The sequence below is a fragment of the Brevibacterium sp. HMSC22B09 genome, from assembly GCF_001806795.1.
GTDB lineage: Bacteria > Actinomycetota > Actinomycetes > Actinomycetales > Brevibacteriaceae > Brevibacterium > Brevibacterium ravenspurgense.
In genome coordinates, this window is record NZ_KV786004.1 from 1 (window position 1) to 18,825 (window position 18,825).

The window sequence follows — 18,825 nt, forward strand, 5'->3', positions numbered from 1 at the left end:
GGAAAGAGGGAAGTCGTCGACCAGCTTCTCTACTTCTTCGGCGACGATGTCCCGTTGATGTTTGAGCTCTTTGATCTGAGCTGCGACTCTGGGGATAACGAGCTCAACAGCATCGGCACCGGGCACTGTGACGGTTTGCTCGGACAGTGCGGTGAATATCTGGTCGATGAGCGGGCCCGGGTCTTTGCGGCTGTGGTGACGTGCCCACCGTTTCACTCCGGCTTTGCCGGCAGCTTTGAGTCCGGCGGGACCGTGGTAGCGGATCAGCAGATCCAATACGATTGCCCGAGTGAGAACGGCACCGGGGAAGACACGTTCCAGTGATGGGTAGATCTGGACTAATAGGGACCGTAGTCGGTTGATCGCGCGCGTTGATTCACGAGCGAGGTCTTCGTCGAACCCGGAGAGCACCTTCAGTGCCGACAAAACCTCGGAATTGCGGTCCACGGCTCGTAGCGTGTGTGGCATTATCCGGGCGGTATCAGCGATGATGAACGCGTCCCTGGCGTCGGTCTTCGACCGTCCCGGATACAGATCCGCGGCCTTGCGCATCGCTAACCCCGGGAGATAAGCGACGTCTGTGCCGAGATCACGGGCGACAGCGATTGGCAGTGCCCCGATCGTGTTCGGCTGGTCGACCACGACAAGCACCCGACCGTGCTGTTGCAGGTCGGTCAAGACCTTCCGCAAGGTGGTTTCGTCCTGGGGCAGCTCGTGGTCATACACACGTTGCCCGTCGGGTGTGAGCGCGCATCCATGATGGGCGGACTTCCCGACATCGAGGCCCAGTGTGATTGCGTATTCGGTTGTCATGACAGGTCCCCCTCGTCCTGCGTTACCCGGGTCGCTGATGTCACGACACCCGATGCTGGCACCCACGTTACGAAGAGACCTCGACAAGAGTCAGGCCACGTCCCTATCAGCAGTCAACGCGCGTCCTGGACTCCTGGCGGCAACACCCCCCGGATCATCAGTGACAGGGCAAGAAAGCCATACCAGGACCAGCGACCAGATCCTCTGGTGAGGACCTATGAATGAATGTAACGGGGGGGGATTTTTATCCCGCAGGAGAAATGAATGAGTCGACCGGTACACCGTGAACGAGCCAGGTCCTTTATGACAATCTAGCTCTGAACTGCAACGATCTCGCAGGGGCGCATGAAAAACCCGTGTAGCTAAAGTTCGTACGGACCTCATACATAGATTGCTATTGGAACGACCTTGAAAGATGGGCCGCTGATACGAGAGGGGAGAGCAAGGTCTATCGCGTTCCTGAGCTTCATGGGACTTCCGTCCCCGGCCTGAAATCTGTCTACTTGAGTAGACACATTGTCCCGAAGGAAAGAAAAAACTTCGTCGACTACATCCGGAGAGACCCTTTGGAGAAGCTTATTTCGATGCAGAACAGGCACGTTCTCCTGAACTGAGGACGTTACTTTGCCCAGAACCGAAAATTCGCCATCTAGAATCCTATCCTCGTCATCTACAGCAAAATAGGCGCTGTCGCAGATAGTAATAGCTGTAACGTCTGAAATATCGCCGTAAAACTCCCTCGTCTTCTCGGCGCGGAAATCTACACGCACAGCTTCAGCTATCGTTCGCGCCAAACTTGCACGAATCTCAGCTTTGGCTGCACTCTTCTCGGCAAACATTTTCCGCTCCTCGAAGCTGGAGTATGCATCATATAACTTGATCGCGTCCGCTCTAACCTGATGCTCTACGATAGCTGCGACAAGGCTCGGTGTAACGATGTCCAAGAGCGCGTGCAACTGGTTTGGTTGGAAGGAAGACTTGAATTCGACGGAGTGTCGTCGATAAATAACTATTCGATGCGCAAAGTACAACGAAATACCGCTAGAAACAGACAACATATGGGGGTGCACAGAAACACATATAGGTTCTGCGGAAAACCTATAGGGTGCGTCGCTAAAAACCGCTGTGCGCGAAAAACATAAAGGGTTTACGGACCCGGTCCCAGACCCCTCAATACTCTGAGCCGGAAGAATGGAAAGTGGAAGGTTGATGTATCCCCACTATTTATTTTTTCCGTTTTTCGGAGTACATCGGGAGCTACAACTGCGGACCAGCTCTGTGTGAACTAGATGAGAAGGCGCAGCAGCGAATCATCGACGCTGGACAGTTGGTGCTGCGGGCACGCGAGCGGCACCCCCAGCGGTCACTCGCGGAGCACTACAACCCGTTATCGATGGACCCAATTCTGCTCAAGGCTCACAACAACTTGGACCGGGAAGTCGATAAGGCTTTCGATGTGGCACGCAAACTCACCAACGAGCGCCAGCGCCAGGAGCTACTGTTCGCCAGCTACGGGGAGTTGGCGAGGGGCTATGTCTCCTCGCTTTCATCAAAATCGAAACCACCAGCAGGGTCGTTCCCCGTGCGGGTGATTTTGATCGGTCCCGCTGCTGGGTGTAGAACCCTGTCGCTGGCAACGCCGGGAACTATGACTGTGCCCGACGAGAACACGTCACTGCCATAACGCGGCTCACGGTAGACGAACATGGGTCGTTCACTACTACTGGTGGATTTCGGTTTTGGTGGTGGGGGGATTACCGCCGCCGGCCTCGATTTTTCCGTTGAGGAGGGCGTTGACTACTTCCCGATTGTGAAATGGGCCGATGGCGCGGTGAAGAGGAACCAGTCACCTGGAAGAGATCGATCCAGTCGCTGGTGTGCAATCTGGGAGGTAGGGTTGCGGGGTCGATTCCTCGCGAGCGCAACCATGATTGTGTCTCTGAACGTGATGAAAACAACCCTGCCCTTCGGAGAATTTCCCCTATCCCGCGTCCCCGGGCGGTGAAAACGGTGTGCACCATCGCCTGAAAGGCTTTGCGTTGCTCTATCGGGATCTTCGGGTCACCCACCCGGCGGATCACTAAGATCCCCCCGTCAACGTTTGGCTGTGGCCGGAAAGCAGACCTTGGTACTCGGGAACCAAGGTGAAACGTGAACCATGGGGACCACTGAGCTGTCATCATCGTGCTTGCACCTACCCCGGCCCGGCGGCGAGCGACTTCCCACTGCATGAGGAGTACAGCGGCAGTCCATGCCGGCGCATGCAACAACTTTCGAAGAATGGCAGTGGTGAGGTGAAAGGGAATGTTTCCCACAATGACGCAGGGAGTGGCGGGTAACGGGAAGTTGAGGAAATCATCATGGACCACTTCGACCGACGCCGAGGCGGTCTTTTTTGTGAGTTTGGCAGCTAGTTTTGCGTCTACCTCAACTGCCGTTATTGCCCTCCCCAAGTGGGATATCGGGTGAGTGAGGGCACCGCTTCCTGGCCCGATCTCAATGATGGGGCCGGAGGTTTGTTTTACAAGATCGACGATGGAGTTGATGATCTTGTGGTCTGTGAGAAAATTTTGGCCATGTTCGTGACGGCCGTATCCGTATGTAGACATCAGGTGTGCTCCGTGGAGTTGAAACGGAGCCGGGCATGGCAAATGGCCGCCCGGCTAAAGGACCGGAGCGGTTTCTAACCTGCGGGAGGGAGAAAACCGCCTTAGCGGCTGGTGAGCGGCCGCATGAAAACGGAACCTGAAATCAACATGGGCCTATCGTATCCAATTAATTTCGCAGGGTCCAATACGGTGAGAAAGAAGACAACCGCACCGCAACAGTGCAAGACCTCTCTGGATTGGAATTTAATTGAACATGGGTTTGGGGTACGACGCGCCCTACTCGGAGTGGCACGGACACTACGGCTGCGCGCCCACACACAACAGTAAAGAGCTCGGCAATGCACAGACACGTAACGAGAGCGCCACAAATGTATGTACGTTTAAGTTACAGCATCGACACTGACGCTCCACATGGAGGGACGGCCGCAGCCCTGCAGCAAGCACACGGCAGGGTGTCTGCTTCGGGCGACGTGAAATTACGCAGAAAAATACGAAACACATCACCGCAGGTCACGTAGGTATTTGCGGGTCATTTCGTAATCTCGTAAACGAAAAGAACAAAACTACGAAACACAAAAACATACGTTGAGCAGCGTAAATGGTTTTCGTTTCGTAATTTTTCCACTTTTTGAAGAAAATCTAAATAAGAAGAGACACCTTGATTGCGATTGTGTCCCGTGTCACATAGCTGCAACCCCTGCAGCGTGCCCTCAACGAGGACGCTCTGTGTCGTAGACATGTGCCTGCAATGCGTGTCTGTGTCTCTCTCTTAAAAGGTTTGGGTCGAAATACCGCGAAGTCGCCACTTTTCAACTGTCGAGCGTCACTGGCGTCTTCTACTGATTTCAGCAGTTTCCTAGAGATCAGCTCATTACGCACTTGCGATAGATAGTAGGCTTGCGAGTACTTGAAATTCTGAACACTTTTGTTATTTACGACCGACCCTGCAAGATCGCTAGCGGCGACATTCCCACCAACTTTTAGTTCTACATGCCCGACGCCAGGCGCCTTCAAGCCGCCTTTCGCCGCAGTACCTCCGTCTCCCCTTGTTGCAGAAGTACTATTGTCTTCTCGTCCACTTTCAGTGATTAGATCAGTAACAACCGGTGCGGCGAACAGCTGTTGGAGTAATCCGGCAACGTGCTCCGAGTTCTGATATATCGCGATTGTAGGCGTTACCGAGCTTTCGTTCGACTTGTAGTTCACAGAAACCGTCCTTCCGAGCCTTAGAAAACTATCTCCTTAGCTCTCCCATATGCACGTTCAGGGTTCGAAGTGCGTAAGCAATGTTTGCGATCTCTTTGTCAGATCCGGAGTTTCGCCTACTACCTTCTTGCGGCGAAGGCATCGCTTCACCCCATCCTTCGGTATTGAGGGTGTAAGCTTCCGAGTATTTTTTGCCGTCCGGCCCTTTATAGGTAACAACGGCTTCAGCAGAAGAAGGCGCACCTTCCAGCAACGTTCTGGAGCGATCATCTCTGCGCCATACGACTCTCATGCCAGCAGAGGGCGGCAGTATGACTGATCGATCCAGAAATTTCTTGAGCGGACCAACAACCCTATCGTCAGCGCTCAAGGGCTGAAGCTCACCAACGGATACGTGAACGTCGTGCGCTACAGAGGCACCCATATTCTTGATTCGGAGATCCCACGCTCCGTGTCCTTGAAGTCCAGGAACGATCTCCAGAAAGACGTATGGTCGAGTTCGACGCGCCGAGTCCTCCTTGAGATGCTCCAGCTGCCTTCCAGCGTTCGTTAACGTTTTATGAGCCACAAACGATAGTGCAGCTGTTCCCAGCGCCGTAACGACTGAGCCTATTGCAGTTATCCAGGCGAGTATCGAAGCATCCATGCTTCAAGTTTCCGGCCGCGACATTTACAGGTCATGAGGACGCGCGATGTCAATGGTCACAGTTTAATGACAATCACTGCCCCCTGGCAGGATTCACGAATCTTAAACAACGATTCGCTCGAAAATTATGACTTTCGGATCTCTGGTTCATACTGAAGCGCGTCGAGCACCGAGCTGCACAAATGGACGGCCAAGATCCCACACGTAAGGAACGTGTCCCACTGGTCTACAGTTTTTACGCCAGCGGACTTGGTTGAAGCCCACGCGCACCTCGAAGCGTCGTGGTCCCAGCAAAGCTCACTGATGGTTGAGGGTATGGGGGAGCCCTAAAGCACGTGGACGGCGCCTGTCGTGTCGAGGCGTGCGACCTTGTGCGCCTGTTCCGAGTTGATGAATTACCCTCGGGAGACGCCGGAGGCTCAGACGTCCGGGGTGCGTGAGCGCCCTGAACTGCCGTTGGGCAGGCGGTGTTTGGGCAGGTCATTACCATGGGCATAGCGACGTTGGATACGCTGTTGCACCTTGAGCGAGAAGGGTGGGAACCCCTGTGCAACCGCACAGAGGCTGCCTGCTACGGCGAGTTGATTACCGATGATGGCCGCATGGTCTTGTTCAACGGCTTCGTCATGGACCGTGAGGCTGTCGTGGCTTCACTCAACGACGGGCTTGGTCGGGACGGGTGCGAGATCGCAGATGCGTGAATGATCGCGGCTGGAAACAGTGCAGCTGTCATTGTCTACAAAGCCAAAGCCGCCCGCGGTGACGAGAATCCATTTGAGGCTATTATGAGCTGCACCTACACGCTGGTCAATGGAAAGCCTCGTCTCGCGCTGTACCAGCGGACAACAGCCACCCACTTAGCACGTCTGCACACGCTCGCTTCTACCGACGCATACAGGGAGCATGGAAGTCAGACTCCCGATCATTGGCGCGCGTTCTCGGAAGAGAGTTTCGCGTAGATGAGGGTGTCCGTCCATTCGCCTTTGCTGAACCAGTCCTGGACGTGATGTGCTTCGAGCCGTAGCCCGACGCGGCGAGCCAGTGCCGCGGAGGCACTGTTGCGGGCATCCATCTGCGCGGCGATGCGGTGGAGTTTGTAGAGATCAAACCCGAGGCTGAGTACTGCCCGGACTGCTTCGCTGGCAAAACCTTGCCCACCGTGTGTTGGGTCGAGAACCCACCCGATCTCGCATTGACGGTGTTCGTGATCGGTGAGCCAGAGAGCCACATCCCCAATCGGGACGCCGCCATGCTCGATGACAAGAGCCAGCGCACCAGTCTCGCCATCGATGTCGGTCTTCTCTAGTCGCTCGGCGAGCTTGTCGCGCGTGACTTCCTTGGTCCATGGCTCGTCCAACAGGTAGCGGGCAACGCCGGGTTGAGAGTACAGCTTGTAAAGCCAAACGGCATCGTCAGCATCATGCAGACGGAGCCGGAGTCGTTCCGTCACCAACGGCCACTGAGCGGTAGGTGTGAGAATGCGTCGGTAATGGAACAACTCCTCGTGCTGGCTGACGGGCGTGATTCCGACACCTCGCTCCGCCTCACGGAACCCTGCATTGGCCAAGCATTGCTGGGAGGCCTTGTTCTCCGGAAGTGTGCGCGCCGTCAGAGTCTGGAGTCCACTGTTGCGTGCGAAACGCGACGCCAGCTCCAATCCTCGACGGGCATGCTCTTTTCCGCGTGCGTCGGGATGAATCCAGAACCCGACCTCGGCTGTCTCCGAGTTGGCATCGAAGAGCACCATGGAGCCCACAAACCGGTTCGTCTCGGTATCCGCGAGCGCAAGGACTGCCAACTTGCCTGACGCTAGCCCCGCTGCTACCTCTTCGCCGATCATGCGTCGCACGGACTCGGGAGTGTAGTCGGGCTCCGGAAGGTGGCCGAAGCGCCGCACAGCTTCATCCTTGGTGCCTGTCGCAAATGCGTCTGCGTCCAGTTCGGACAAGGTGCGTAAACAAGTGTTCCCCAAGACAATCGGAAGGGTGGTGACATCAAGCATGGACTAAACCTAACATAGTACGGATAGCTAATAGAATATTGTTTGGTTAGGCTGGTCGAGTGAGTTACTGGGAGCATCGCAAACCTGTTCAGCGCCTTCGTGCCGTGGACATAATGGAGGTTGCGAGGGTGTCGGCCAAACTGCTGGACGAAGGAGGGTTGAGAGCCCTCACGTTAAGGTCTGTGGCGCAGAAGGTGGGTGTCGCGCCAGCGAGCCTGTACTCACGTGTCGATTCGGTCGACGATCTGTTTGACCTCGCCCTCGACGCAGCGCTGGCAGATGATCCCTTGATGTCTGAGGCGATCCACAGCGCTGACCTGCCTGACCTCATGCAGGCTTTTTTCGTGCACCTCACGACCCACCGCTGGGCCGGGCAGGTCATCGGCATGCGCGCGCCAAGAGGTCCCGCATATCTGACTCTCTCCGAACGGATGTGCGTTCTGCTCGAGCAGGCGGGAATCCCGGACCCGCTCGGGACTGCCTACCGATTGTCCAACCTGGTGATCGGCTCAGCCCTGACTGCTCCGATGGCGCCTGATGAAAAGCGTGTCGTCATCGACCCTGGGCAAGCTCCCACTTATGCGCGTCTCCACACGGCGCATCACATCAGTCCGCAAGAGATCTTGGCTGAGGGCATTAAGGCGCTTCTTTCTTAGGGTGGCCTTTAGCCTTGGGGTCGGGAAGCGTTCGCGCCGGAGCTCCGTGCTCAGCGCCTGTTAGCCTGAGAGCACTACATCCCCCACGCCTCTCCATGGAAGCGCACTTGGGGGATTTTTCCTTCCCTGCAGGAGCAATGAATGAGTCGACCGGTACAACATGCATGAGCCAGGTCGTTTATGAAAGCCCGGCGGCACCTCGTGATTATTCGTTGTCGACGGCAGTTGGGCCGGGTGGCTTATGCTTCCAGGTGGAGTCGCCTGCCCTGCCAGTGGTTGATCAGCCAGCGGTCGTGGGTAGTGATGACAAGCGTGCCCGTCCAGCTTGCCAGAGCCTTTTCGAGGGCTTCGAGAGTGCTGAGGTCAAGGTAGTTTGTCGGTTCATCAATGAGGAGGACCACAGGCTGGTCTGCCAGGGCGACTGCGAGTTGAGCCCGGCGCTGATTGCCGTCGGACAGGTGGGAAATGGGTGTTGTCCACGTGGACGGGTGGAGGATTCTTCGTCCGGTGGGACCCACTCCGCTGTGCCAGATGTCGTCAGTGAAGCCGGGGTCGCCGCATTTTGGCAGCCTCTGGGGCACCAGCGCAATGTCGTCGTCTCTGGTGATCGATCCTGATGCCGGTGTGTCCGCGGGCGGCTTGCCATCAGCGATCCAGCTGATCAGTGTGCTTTTGCCTGATCCGTTAGGGCCGGTGAGCAGCAGATGTTCTCCGTAGGACAGATCGAAAGTCGTTGGCGAAAGCCTGCCGGTTATAGCTGCATCGCGGGCTGCGATTGCCGATCCTGCCGGTTCATTACCTGCGCGCGCGGGAAACGAAAGTTCGTACAGCCGAGGTTTGCGCACTTCGTGTTCTGCTAGGTGTTCTAAACGGCGATCGTCGTTTCGGGTGCGGCGGACCGCTGTTGCGGCAGCCCGGTCGGCGAAGAACTTCTTCTCTTTTCCTTGAGCAGTTGCAAGACGCACACCGCCGCGGGCGATCTTTTGACTGCCCTGGCGGTGTTCCTCAATACTGCGTTTCTCTTCCTGTTGAGCAGCGTGAAGTGCACGGTGTGCGCGGTGGGCTTTGTCTTTCGCTTGGAGATACTCCGTGTAGTTCCCGGAGTTTTTGTGCAGACCGCCTGGTTCAGTGGTGCCGTCCGCATGCGATAGCTCGTTCCACACCACAGTGTCTAAGTCGTAGAGCACTGTGGCAACAGCCTCGATGAAAGCCCGGTCGTGGCTGGCGAGGAGCACCGGTCCGCTCCAGTCCAGAAGCACTTCGGTGAGGAACTCGACGGCACCGTCGTCTAAGTGGTTGGTCGGTTCATCCAGGACAAGAGCCGGCGGCCGGAGCACAAGCAGCGCGGCTAGCTGCAGCCGTGTGCGTTGACCAGGGGAGAGTTGTCTAAGGCGCAGGGACTCTGCGTTTTCGGCTGCGATGCTGAGCCCGAGCCCGCTGAGTGCTTTATTCAGACGAGCATCGATCGACCACGCATCACGGCGTTCGAGTTCGCTCAGCAAACGGTCGTAGCGGGCGGTAGCTGAGCCGGAGCTGTCGGCTTCAAGCTGCTCGGTGACGGACTCGAATTCGGATATGAGGTTCCGCAGAGGTGAAAGTGCGGTTTTCATGCTTGCGGAAACAGTCTGCTCGAGGTCCTCAAAACAGGACTGAATCGAGGCGGATGGCGTGGATGCGGGAACCCCGACGCGTCCTGAATCGGGAAGAAGATTCTCTTGAACAATAGCGAGCAGGGTGGATTTTCCTGAACCGTTCGGACCTACGAGGCAGGCACGTTCGCCTGGGCCGACAGTCAGATTGATCTGCGAGAGCAGGGGTTTGCTTGAGTAGGAAAAGGAAACGTTATCAAGGACGATAGAAGGCATAGTGATCTCCAGTGAGCGGAAAACGCGGACGGCGTCTCAGCGTTGCTGAGTGAAGATCACAGAACCATTCGTTGAACGTACTCCTGAGCAGAAGGCGCATAGCTGAGTTGCGCTGGTGTTGACAGCGGGGCGAAGCCGCCGGATAGCAGATTCAACGTACCAAGGGCACACCAAGATTTCAAAGAAGCAGGTTGCCGACTCGTGGCGCTGTTCAGCCTGCGGACCTGGCGACTTGTTCTACGCGGCGATGGCACAATGACTTGATGCTTTCGTTTGCTGCGCTCATTGGCTTCGGTATCGCAGTGACTCCACTTGTCGTCACTCCCGGCGCCAGCTTCACTCTGGTGAGCTCACGTGGCCTGGTTGGCGATAGGCGGGGTGCATGGGCCGTCATCGTGGGGACTGGACTGGGTATCTTCACTCACGGGCTTCTTGCGGGCCTTGGGCTAGCGGCGGTCGTAATGCGCTCAGCAGAGGTGTACCAGGTGCTGCGGCTAGTTGGAGCGATCTATCTGGTCGGCCTTGGTGTGTTGCTTTTGTGGCGTGGACGCCGCAGGAGCGATTCGGCATCGATTGAGCGATCGCGCAGTTCCTCTAAGTCCGTCGCCCGCTAGGTGGGGCAGGCATATTTGGCGAACGTGCTCAATGTGAAGGCCGCAACCGTGTACTTAACGCTGGCGCCGCAATTTGTTCCGGCGCAGCTGGTGGGAGTGTTCTCAATGCTCATTCTCGCTGCTGTGCACGTCTGTGTGATGGCCGCCTGGCTTGGGCTTTGGTCTACAGGACTCAGCACGATTTCCGACAAGTTCAACATGGCCGATTGGAAACGGCGGATTGACACTGCGGGCGGAGCAATTCTGATTCTCCTCGGCGTTCGCACGGCTCTTGCGGGGAATCGCGGTTAATCGTCTTCGGACAGCGTGAACGAAAGCCAGTCCGCGATCTCTTCGCGCAACTGCGCATCAGTTGGCAGCGGTCCGAACAACATCAGCTTCAGCGTTTCAATCCAATAGGTGAATCTGCTGTTCGCCGCGACGTATGCTCCCGATGAGTACCCGCTGGGGAACTCCTCGCTCGGGCAGGTCAGCCAATCCACGTGCTGTGTCCGCGGGGTAGCGACCACGCGAAAGCGATGACCCTCGACCTCGAGGTAGGTTGTGCGGCGTCTGCGGAGCTTCATGGATCACGTTGTATCACAGGTGTCCAAAACGCGATAGATTCCAGTTATGGCTTTGATGCGGCGCAAAACGCACGAAGCAATCAGCACCCGGAACCAAGCCGCGAAAGGAAACTCGCGTTGACACCGACTCTCCGCCGACTGCGCACTTCCGATGTGACCGCTGTTTTGGACGCATTCTTGTCCGCCCCGGATATGGCCCGGCAAGGCGATGTGACGACCCTCGCGGAAGCCGAACGCTATGTCGGCAAACTGTGTGAGGCTTCCTCGCCTCACCGCCCATGGGCAGTTTGCGACAGAGATTCTCTTGTCGGTTTGGTCTGCGTGACCGTTGACGACGAAAACCGTTCTGGCTGGTTCTGGTACTGGATGACCGCACGAGCCCGCGGCCGAGGCTGGACAAGCAGGGCAGCCGCCACAGTGGCAGATTGGGCACTCGACCATGAAGGCTTGGAACGGCTTGAACTCGGTCACCGGGTGAACAACCCGGCATCAGGACACGTGGCGCGATCCGCCGGCTTCATCAAAGAGGGCACCGAGCGGGCGAAGTTCCTCATTGACGGCCAGCGGATCGACGTTGACACCTACGGGAGGCTGACAGCTGACCCGCGCCCTAAATACGACAGCATCCCTATGCGGATTGAATAATGACGGCTGTGAACCTGTGCCTTCAACACAGCAGTGCGAGTGGGACAACGGCCACACCGTCCGGTCTTCGGTAAGCATCTGTGCCCGTTGTGACCACGACCTTGTCCGCCAAGCGCGGACCGATGTGATCGCCCAACCAATGCAGGTGGCGAACGTCCCTGTCCGTGGGTGTTGGCTTCAACTTCACTTCGAAGGCAACGACCCTGCCGTCGTACCGTTCAAGAATCAGGTCGATCTCCTGTGCTCCGCCTTGTGTGCGCAGATGTGAGACCTTCGCCTCGGAAGCCTGTCCAGCCGCGCGAACAGTGAGAGTGACCAGCGATTCGAAGAGCTGGCCAAACAGCTCCCACGAGCCGGGCTCGCCGGAGGTAAGGATGTTGGGCGTAAGACCGAGCAGAGCAGCCGCAATGCCGGGATCAAATATCTGATGCTTCGGGGCAGCAGTGAGCTTTTTGAATGGGGAGGGGTTGGGGAACCATGCCGGTACCGGATCCAACAGCCACAGTTTGCTGAGGATGTCGCGGTAACCCAGAGCCGAATCTTTGGAGATTTTGGCAGCGTCACCCGGAGAGGCGGCATTCAGAATTTTGGTGTACGAAGTGGTGGTTGAGGATGCCGCTGCGTATGCCGCCCACCATGCACGCAGCGATTCTGGTTTGCGCACCAGGAGTCCCTGCTCTGGAACGTCGCGGTCGATAACGCGCTGAACATAGGCGTCGATGAGCTGGCGACGAAGCCGGGCTGGCTGTCGGCAGACGCCCGGCAGTCCGGTAGCGGACAGTGCTTCAGCATAGTCTGTCAGCGAATAGTCTGTGTGGCCGGAGATTGTGGCTGTGCCTGTGAAGAGCTCAGCGATTTTGACCGTTGGTGAGGTGTCAGCGCGCTCAGACAGGGCGAGTGGTCGCATCCGTAGGCTGATCACACGTCCGGCGCCTGAGTGTGTATCGACGCCCTGCTTGGGTGTGGCGCTTCCGGTCAGCAGGTAGCGCGTGGTTACCTGCTTGTCTACATTCCTCCTCACCGCATCCCAAACTTGAGGCAAGTGCTGCCATTCATCGATGCACAGTGTGTCTTCGGCAACCAATAGGGCGTCCATGTCAGCCCGAAGGAGCTCCCGTTCGCTGTCACGGTCGAGGAAGTATGTTCGATTCGCTCGCCTTGTGGCCGTCTCGGACTTGCCCACTGCTTTTGGTCCGTCGATGGCGATGGCAGATGCCCCCGTCAGCTCGTCCAATTCAAGGTCGATGTAGCGCGGGAGATACGAGGGGCTGTCAGTCGGGTAGTCGATGGCCATAGTCTGAACAATAGCAGGCTAACCGCCGATTTATCGAGGAGATAACCGCCAACTTATCGCCTCGTTACCAGGCAGATTATCGGCCTGTTAGCCGCCAACTTATCGATCTTCCGCCTGAACAGACACTTCACCGTGCCCCTCACTGCGCTCCGACGAGGTGCGGGTAGTGCTTCTCAGTCACATTCGGGTGGCTGCGCAGGCGGGAAGCGAAGGCATTGTCGCCGTAGACGGTGTGCAGGACATCGAGTTCGTCGACCGAAACCCCGCGCGCCTTCGAGGCAAGCCCCGGCGGAAGAGTCACTGCCGGCAGCTGCGCGCTCAGTGCTGGGTTGTAGAAGAACGGCACCGAGATCCTGTCTTCACCGGGCTTAGTCGGCAGCACACGGTGGAGAGTGGCTTTGAGGTAGCCGTCGGTTGCGACTTCCAGCAGTTTGCCGATGTTGACGATGAAGGTGTTCTCAATCGGGTCAGCATCGATCCACCCGTCGGCTGTCAGCACCTGCAGTCCCGAAGTTCCCGGCTGTGGGTACAGCAGCGTGAGTGTTCCGGAGTCGCGGTGTTCGCCCACGCCCTGCGTGACCGAGTCATCCTCGGCTGCCGGGTAGCGGATGATTTTGATGAACGATTCGGGTTCATTCGCAAATGCGGGTGCGAAGTGGTCAGCCGGCTGCCCCAAGCTCAGCGCCCATTCGCTCAGCAGTTTGTCTCCGACTTCTGTGAGCTGCTTAAACCAGCTGTCGGTGATGGTCTTAAGCTCTGGCAGGGAATCCGGGTACTGGTTGGGTCCGCGCAGGTTGTCGTAATCGTGTTCCGGTTCGGCAATCGCGGGTCGGTCAGCGCCGATGTCGATCTGTTCGCGCCAGTCGACAACACCTTGAGTGTGCTCGCCGCCGGTGCGGGTGTAGCCGCGGAAGTGCTTGGAGTGAGTGTTCTCAATTGCCAGCTTCACTTCTTCCGGCAGGTCGAAGAACTTCTGCGAGACTTCGAGAATCTGTGCGAAATCCTCAGCGGGAATTCCGTGGCCGGTCAGGTAGAAGAATCCGATCTCGTGTGTCACCCGGCGCAGCTCTTCGCGGAACTGCTCGGCGGTTGCTGGGTCGTCGGCCAGGCTGAGGTCAAGGATGGGCAGCTGTTTCGTGGTCATGGGTGCCTCGGCATTCTTCGCTGGACTTGCTGAACAATGCTGACGCTAGGCACGCACGAGGCGCCCACGGGGCTCCACCGTCACGGCCGGAAAGATTCCGTCATCTTGGGGTGGTTTCTTTGACGTTCTGTGACAGACGATGACTGAAATGCCAGACCGGCTCCAGCCTTCAACCTCGGAGCCTGCGCTCAGAACCCGCCGAAGGAAACCCCCGGCTCGGGGTGAGAAGTCACGAGGTGTGGAATCTGGGGGAGCGCTCCGTCATCGCGGATGAAGGTGCACAGAACCGCGGCGGCATCATCGAGCCCGGCCTCCTCACTGTTGCGGCCCTTCTTGGTGGGAAGCCCGTAGATGAGCGGCTCATTGCCAGTGAGCACTTCGGCCTGATAGCAGCGCTCACCCTTGTACAGCGCTTGCGCGCTCAGCGCTGGGTCACCGGACTTCTGCACGACGGCGAATCCCCATTCCTCCAGTCCCGCTAGTGCTGAACGGACCTGCTCGAAAGACCCGATCGCAGCGGGGTTCTCTCCATCGATGAGCAGCTCCCACCCATCGGGCGCCTGCGCTGTGAAATCAAAATCCACTGCGGGTGCCGGGGTCGCGTCAGGGGAATCGTCAAGCGGAGCCGCCGCCGGCTCGCTGTGCTTCTTCTTGAAAAAGGAGAACATCGTGACCTCTCTGTCGGTAGACAGCCAGTTTTACACCGGTCACGCCTTTGAACCGCCCGTTGCTCGCACTTCCCGCCGTCCTTCATGGGGAGTTCACCAGGATGTCACTCACGAGGTGCCGCCGGCACCCTTTCCGAGCCCGGTTTGCCGGGTGCTCGCCTGGATTCTCCCAACATCATCGTCGCAGGTCAGGCGGTCTGCGAGTGGTTACGCGATATTCATCTGCGAGTGATCTGAGTGACGCTTCGCCCTTTTACGGTTTCAGAGCACCCACACATTGTTTTCCCAGGAAGGCTTTGATGCGCTCTCCAGCTGCTGAGCACACAGACACTGCCCATCTCGGCTCTCTGAAGCACCAAACGATCCGCGCTCGCATTTTTGCGCTGCTTGCGGTCTTTGCGCTTCTCACACCGGGGCTGACCGCACTCGAAACATGGCAGGCCGCACCTGCTGCCGCAGAGGTCACCGACGAACAGCTGTCCAAGGGCGGCGTACTGCGGACCTCGGAAACCCAGCCGGTTGCTCCCGGCCTGGACCTGACCACTTTCTCCCGCCTCGAACAGCCCGGCTGGAACGAAGGCAGCGTTCTCACCGCTGATCTCAGCGAGTCGACACTTTCAACTGACCTGCGCGACACCGGGACGGTAACGGGACGCGCACCGCTGGACGATGTGATGCACCAGGGTCCGCGTGGAAAAGAAGCTGTTGCAGCAGTCAACGGCACGTTCTTCGACATCAACCACTCTGACGCCCCGATCTACACATCGGTCAGCAGCGACGGCCTACGCGCAGGAAATTCGAAGCCTCAGCCGTCCCTGACGATCGCCCAGAGCCGTGCAGCAGTCCAGCAGCTTTCCGCAACGGGCACCGCAACACTGCCCGAAGGCAAAAAGCACGAACTCGCCGGCATGAACACCCCGCAGCTGGCAGCGGACGGAATCGGCATCTACACCTCGGCGTGGGGTGACTACACCCTCGACCGCCCGGTGGGAGCGCCGGACAAGAAGGCTAAGAAGATCGCCGCGGCCGTTATCGAAGACGGCACCGTCACGGAAACCACCGACATTGTCGACAGCTTCGGCAAGCGCCGCGTGGCCGATGGCACCCAGGTGCTCATCGGCCGTGAAGCAGGAGCAGAGACCATCGCCCAGCTGGAAGAGGGCGACAAGGTTGAAATCGAAGTGGGACCGTCTGAAGACGTCGACCTCGGCATCGCCGGTTCACACCAGATTCTCACCAACGGCACAGTGCCGAAGATGACCGACAGCCTGGCAACGGGCACCCACCCGCGCACCGCCGTCGGCATCAGCAAGGACGGAACCGAACTGTACGTCATGGTCCTCGACGGCCGCTCAAACAAGTCACGCGGTATGAACCTCACCGAAATCGGTGAGCTGCTGCGTGACATGGGTGCGCACAACGCGCTCAACCTCGACGGCGGTGGATCGTCCGCCATGTCCGCCCGCGTTGCGGGTGATGACGGTCCGAAGATCTGGAACACCCCCTCGGACGGACGGGTGCGCGAGGTGCCCAACGCCCTCGTCTTCTACTCCTCCGCAAAGTCCGACGACACCTCGGACGTTCAGCTGAGCCTCGGCCTGAAAGGCGAGGACGCTGTGTTCCCAGGGCTCACCCGCACCGTGAAGGGCACAGGACTGGCCTCCAATCTGTCCCCGGCTGAGGCCGCAGGAAAGTTCAGCGCAGACGCGCCGCTGAAGGTCGCGTCGACTGATAAGAACACAGCCCGCATTACCGGTGAAGAACGCGGAACCGGCACGGTCACCTACAGCGCGGGCGACAATAGCGACGAAACGAAGCTGCGGGTGCTCGGCAAAGCCATCGCCCTGCGCGCCTCGGAGAAGTCACTCAGCCTGCCCGATGCAGACGCCAGCGCGAAGATCACCCTCACCGGTCTTGACGCTGACGGCCAGCGGGCGCGCATCGAAACCTCCGACGTCAAGGTCAGCACCACCGGGGGAGTAGAAGTCGAAGACGACGGACTGGGCACCTGGACCGTTAAGGCGACAGGCGAAACACCCACGGGCAAGATCACCTTCACCGTCGGCGACCTCAGCACCACTGTGACAGTCGCCTACGGAACCAAGGACACTGCCGTGTGGGACTTCTCGGACCCCGAGAACTTCGAAACCGCGAATGCACGCGCGTCCGGCGAGATCGCCAAAGCAGAAGGCCAGGACGGGAAGCCTGCCATCGGCATGAAGTACGACTTCACCACCTCGGCAGCCACCCGCGGCTTCTACCTGGGCTCGAAGGAAACCGAACCCGTCGACGGCACAGCCATCGGCTTCAGCCTCGACGTGAAAAGTGATGGCACAGGCGCGTGGCCCCGTCTGCAGGTGACCGACGCCAATGGCACAGTTGCCAACCTCGACGGGGACCACCTCGAAGAAGAAGGCTGGCAGAAGGTCAGGTTCGCCGTCCCGAACGGCCTGGCGCAGCCTCTGACAGTTGATCGCATCCGCATCATGGAAACCCGGCCGGAAGCCCAGTACAAGGGTGACATCGCGGTCTCCAACCTCCAGGTGACAACAGTGCCGACTGCGGAAGGCGAAAAGGACTCCGCAATCCACGACCCGGCACTGCTTGCCCACGGGACCACGGCAGACCGCCCTCAGCGGATCGCCGTGATGAGCGATGCACAGTTCATCGCCAAGCAGCCGGATTCCGCAGCAGTTGAAGGTGCCCGCCGCACTTTGCGTGAAATCCGCGAAGCTAAGCCTGACCTGCTCATCATCGACGGTGACTTCGTGGACGAAGGGTCGAAGGAGGACTTCGACTTGGCGAAGAAGATCCTCGACGAAGAGTGGGATAAGAACATTCCGTACATCTACGTGCCCGGCAACCACGAAATCATGGGCAGCAAAGACATCGGTGTGTTCGAAACGGAGATCGGCCCGGCCACGACCACACGCGACGTCAATGGCACCCGGGTGATCACGCTCAACACCGCGGGCGGTTCGCTGCGCAGCGGTGGAATCGACCAGATTGAGAAGCTTGAAAAGCAGCTGGACGAAGTCGAGGCTGATGACAAGCTGACGGGTGTCACGGTGTTCTTCCACCACCCGCCGAACGACCCGCTGCCCACCAAGAGCAGTCAGCTGTCGGATCAGCGTGAAGCTCGTGCTTTTGAGAAGCTCATGGCTGATTTCAAACGCTCTTCAGGTAAGTCGGCCGCGGTCATCAACGGTCACGTCGGTGCTTTCCACGGTTCGGCCGTTGAGGGTGTCACCTATCTGATCAACGGAAACTCGGGTAAGAACCCGGCGGGAACACCGGAAACGGGCGGCTTCACCGGCTGGACGATGCTCGGCATCGACCCGGCGAAGGGCAAGGTCGGAAAGAACCCGTCACCTCAGGACCGCGTGAACTGGCTGGCCGCTGAAACCCGGCCCTGGGTTGACGAGGTGTCGCTCGAGGCCGCCGGTGTTGTTCCGCTTGGTGAGAGCAGCTCGGCTACCGCATCGTTTACGCAGGACGGCCGTACCGTTCCGGTGGCGTGGCCTGTTACCGCTCAGTGGGGCGGCGACGGCGTGCAAGTCGTCGATGGCAGCCAGCAGTTCGAGCGAGCGGCAGCTCAGGACGCTGTCATTCGATTCAATCCGTCCACCGGCGAGATCACAGCGCTTCGCCCTGGAACGGCAAAGCTGAGCGTGACCGTCAATGGCCGTACTGCGACCCAGAAGGTGACAGTTCCTGCAGCTGATAACGAACAGCCGGAGCCGGAAACGCCGGAGAACCCTGACGAAGGTGACGGTGAAGAACCTGGTGAAGGTGAAGAACCGGGTGAATCAGAGCCGGGCGGCTCTGACTCAGACGGTTCGGAAGGTGGAGAAGCCGGCGACGGCCAGGCTGGCGGCGGCACCTCGGAAGACTCGACCGGCAGCGACACCGCAGAAGACAGCGGTTCCGGCAGCGGCACCTCGGCAGAGGGTGCGTCAGCTGGTTCAGGTTCGCAGTCTGGTGCGCTTCCGCGTACGGGAACCGAAGCGGCCGCGCTGGTGGCGCTTGCCCTGGTGGGCATCGGCACGGGCAGTGTGCTGCTGATGGGAACCAGGCGCAAAGCTAAGCACTGACGT

At 58.7% G+C, this 18,825-nt stretch carries 14 protein-coding genes and 1 pseudogene; 5 read left to right on the forward strand and 10 right to left on the reverse strand.

The features are described 5' to 3' along the window. Nucleotides 1–813, reverse strand: an 813-nt coding sequence (locus HMPREF3087_RS02270) for an IS110 family transposase (protein WP_070427908.1), incomplete at its 3' end; no start/stop codon positions are given. Nucleotides 814–1,193: 380 nt separating this feature from the next. After that, nucleotides 1,194–1,652, reverse strand: a complete 459-nt coding sequence (locus HMPREF3087_RS02275; protein WP_141738848.1) for a DUF6414 family protein — start codon at nucleotides 1,650–1,652, stop codon at nucleotides 1,194–1,196. 491 nt (nucleotides 1,653–2,143) lie between these two features. On the opposite strand from HMPREF3087_RS02275, the gene HMPREF3087_RS10785 reads away from it, so the two are divergent. Continuing rightward, nucleotides 2,144–2,497: a type IIL restriction-modification enzyme MmeI gene (locus tag HMPREF3087_RS10785; RefSeq protein ID WP_016423158.1), complete on the forward strand. Its 354-nt coding sequence runs from the start codon at nucleotides 2,144–2,146 to the stop codon at nucleotides 2,495–2,497. A 70-nt stretch (nucleotides 2,498–2,567) separates the two neighbouring features. Here the strand turns inward: HMPREF3087_RS10785 and erm are convergent, their stop codons facing one another. The 3 genes from erm to HMPREF3087_RS02295 all read right to left on the reverse strand — a co-directional run bounded on the left by erm (nucleotide 2,568) and on the right by HMPREF3087_RS02295 (nucleotide 7,276). Next, nucleotides 2,568–3,422 (reverse strand): 23S ribosomal RNA methyltransferase Erm, encoded by an 855-nt coding sequence (gene erm, locus HMPREF3087_RS02285; RefSeq protein WP_016456425.1) that lies wholly within the window; start codon nucleotides 3,420–3,422, stop codon nucleotides 2,568–2,570. Nucleotides 3,423–4,656: 1,234 nt separating this feature from the next. Beyond that, entirely contained in the window at nucleotides 4,657–5,274 is a 618-nt protein-coding gene (locus HMPREF3087_RS10465) for a hypothetical protein (protein ID WP_141738849.1), read from the reverse strand. A gap of 922 nt (nucleotides 5,275–6,196) precedes the next feature. Then, entirely contained in the window at nucleotides 6,197–7,276 is a 1,080-nt protein-coding gene (locus tag HMPREF3087_RS02295) for a GNAT family N-acetyltransferase (protein WP_070427911.1), read from the reverse strand. Nucleotides 7,277–7,335: 59 nt separating this feature from the next. Here HMPREF3087_RS02295 and HMPREF3087_RS02300 point away from each other — a divergent pair, with 59 nt between their 5' ends. Beyond that, nucleotides 7,336–7,932, forward strand: a complete 597-nt coding sequence (locus tag HMPREF3087_RS02300; RefSeq protein WP_256173018.1) for a TetR family transcriptional regulator — start codon at nucleotides 7,336–7,338, stop codon at nucleotides 7,930–7,932. Between the two features lie 239 nt (nucleotides 7,933–8,171). Here HMPREF3087_RS02300 and HMPREF3087_RS02305 read toward each other — a convergent pair whose 3' ends face one another. After that, the gene (locus HMPREF3087_RS02305; RefSeq protein ID WP_070427912.1) at nucleotides 8,172–9,797 is read right to left on the reverse strand and encodes an ABC-F family ATP-binding cassette domain-containing protein; all 1,626 of its coding nucleotides are present in this window, start codon (nucleotides 9,795–9,797) and stop codon (nucleotides 8,172–8,174) included. Nucleotides 9,798–10,060: 263 nt separating this feature from the next. Between HMPREF3087_RS02305 and HMPREF3087_RS10695 the strand changes: the two are divergent. Then, nucleotides 10,061–10,702, forward strand: a pseudogene (locus tag HMPREF3087_RS10695) (LysE family translocator). On the opposite strand, the gene HMPREF3087_RS10470 reads toward HMPREF3087_RS10695, so the two are convergent. Beyond that, nucleotides 10,699–10,977: a hypothetical protein gene (locus HMPREF3087_RS10470; RefSeq protein ID WP_070427915.1), complete on the reverse strand. Its 279-nt coding sequence runs from the start codon at nucleotides 10,975–10,977 to the stop codon at nucleotides 10,699–10,701. The pseudogene HMPREF3087_RS10695 and the gene HMPREF3087_RS10470 overlap by 4 nt on opposite strands. Nucleotides 10,978–11,094: 117 nt before the next feature. On the opposite strand from HMPREF3087_RS10470, the gene HMPREF3087_RS02325 reads away from it, so the two are divergent. Beyond that, the gene (locus HMPREF3087_RS02325) at nucleotides 11,095–11,622 is read left to right on the forward strand and encodes a GNAT family N-acetyltransferase (RefSeq protein ID WP_070427916.1); all 528 of its coding nucleotides are present in this window, start codon (nucleotides 11,095–11,097) and stop codon (nucleotides 11,620–11,622) included. Nucleotides 11,623–11,644: 22 nt separating this feature from the next. On the opposite strand, the gene HMPREF3087_RS02330 is transcribed toward HMPREF3087_RS02325, so the two are convergent. From HMPREF3087_RS02330 to HMPREF3087_RS02340, 3 genes are all read right to left on the reverse strand, one after another. Beyond that, a complete protein-coding gene (locus tag HMPREF3087_RS02330) occupies nucleotides 11,645–12,916 on the reverse strand; it encodes an ATP-binding protein (RefSeq protein ID WP_061943109.1) in 1,272 nt (423 codons plus the stop codon). A gap of 139 nt (nucleotides 12,917–13,055) precedes the next feature. Further along, the gene (locus tag HMPREF3087_RS02335; protein ID WP_070427917.1) at nucleotides 13,056–14,060 is read right to left on the reverse strand and encodes an isopenicillin N synthase family dioxygenase; all 1,005 of its coding nucleotides are present in this window, start codon (nucleotides 14,058–14,060) and stop codon (nucleotides 13,056–13,058) included. A gap of 188 nt (nucleotides 14,061–14,248) precedes the next feature. After that, the gene (locus HMPREF3087_RS02340; protein WP_070427918.1) at nucleotides 14,249–14,728 is read right to left on the reverse strand and encodes a hypothetical protein; all 480 of its coding nucleotides are present in this window, start codon (nucleotides 14,726–14,728) and stop codon (nucleotides 14,249–14,251) included. Between the two features lie 299 nt (nucleotides 14,729–15,027). On the opposite strand from HMPREF3087_RS02340, the gene HMPREF3087_RS02345 reads away from it, so the two are divergent. Continuing rightward, nucleotides 15,028–18,822, forward strand: a complete 3,795-nt coding sequence (locus tag HMPREF3087_RS02345) for a phosphodiester glycosidase family protein (RefSeq protein WP_070427919.1) — start codon at nucleotides 15,028–15,030, stop codon at nucleotides 18,820–18,822. Nucleotides 18,823–18,825 lie beyond the last annotated feature (3 nt).

Bases quoted from the DNA above. Each gene is read 5' to 3' on its own strand.
- HMPREF3087_RS02275 (WP_141738848.1), bottom strand. From the start codon at position 1,652: ATGTTTGCCGAGAAGAGTGCAGCCAAAGCTGAGATTCGTGCAAGTTTG.
- erm (WP_016456425.1), bottom strand. From the start codon at position 3,422: ATGTCTACATACGGATACGGCCGTCACGAACATGGCCAAAATTTTCTC.
- HMPREF3087_RS10465 (WP_141738849.1), bottom strand. From the start codon at position 5,274: ATGGATGCTTCGATACTCGCCTGGATAACTGCAATAGGCTCAGTCGTT.
- HMPREF3087_RS02295 (WP_070427911.1), bottom strand. From the start codon at position 7,276: ATGCTTGATGTCACCACCCTTCCGATTGTCTTGGGGAACACTTGTTTA.
- HMPREF3087_RS02305 (WP_070427912.1), bottom strand. From the start codon at position 9,797: ATGCCTTCTATCGTCCTTGATAACGTTTCCTTTTCCTACTCAAGCAAA.
- HMPREF3087_RS10470 (WP_070427915.1), bottom strand. From the start codon at position 10,977: ATGAAGCTCCGCAGACGCCGCACAACCTACCTCGAGGTCGAGGGTCAT.
- HMPREF3087_RS02330 (WP_061943109.1), bottom strand. From the start codon at position 12,916: ATGGCCATCGACTACCCGACTGACAGCCCCTCGTATCTCCCGCGCTAC.
- HMPREF3087_RS02335 (WP_070427917.1), bottom strand. From the start codon at position 14,060: ATGACCACGAAACAGCTGCCCATCCTTGACCTCAGCCTGGCCGACGAC.
- HMPREF3087_RS02340 (WP_070427918.1), bottom strand. From the start codon at position 14,728: ATGTTCTCCTTTTTCAAGAAGAAGCACAGCGAGCCGGCGGCGGCTCCG.
- HMPREF3087_RS02345 (WP_070427919.1), top strand. From the start codon at position 15,028: ATGCGCTCTCCAGCTGCTGAGCACACAGACACTGCCCATCTCGGCTCT.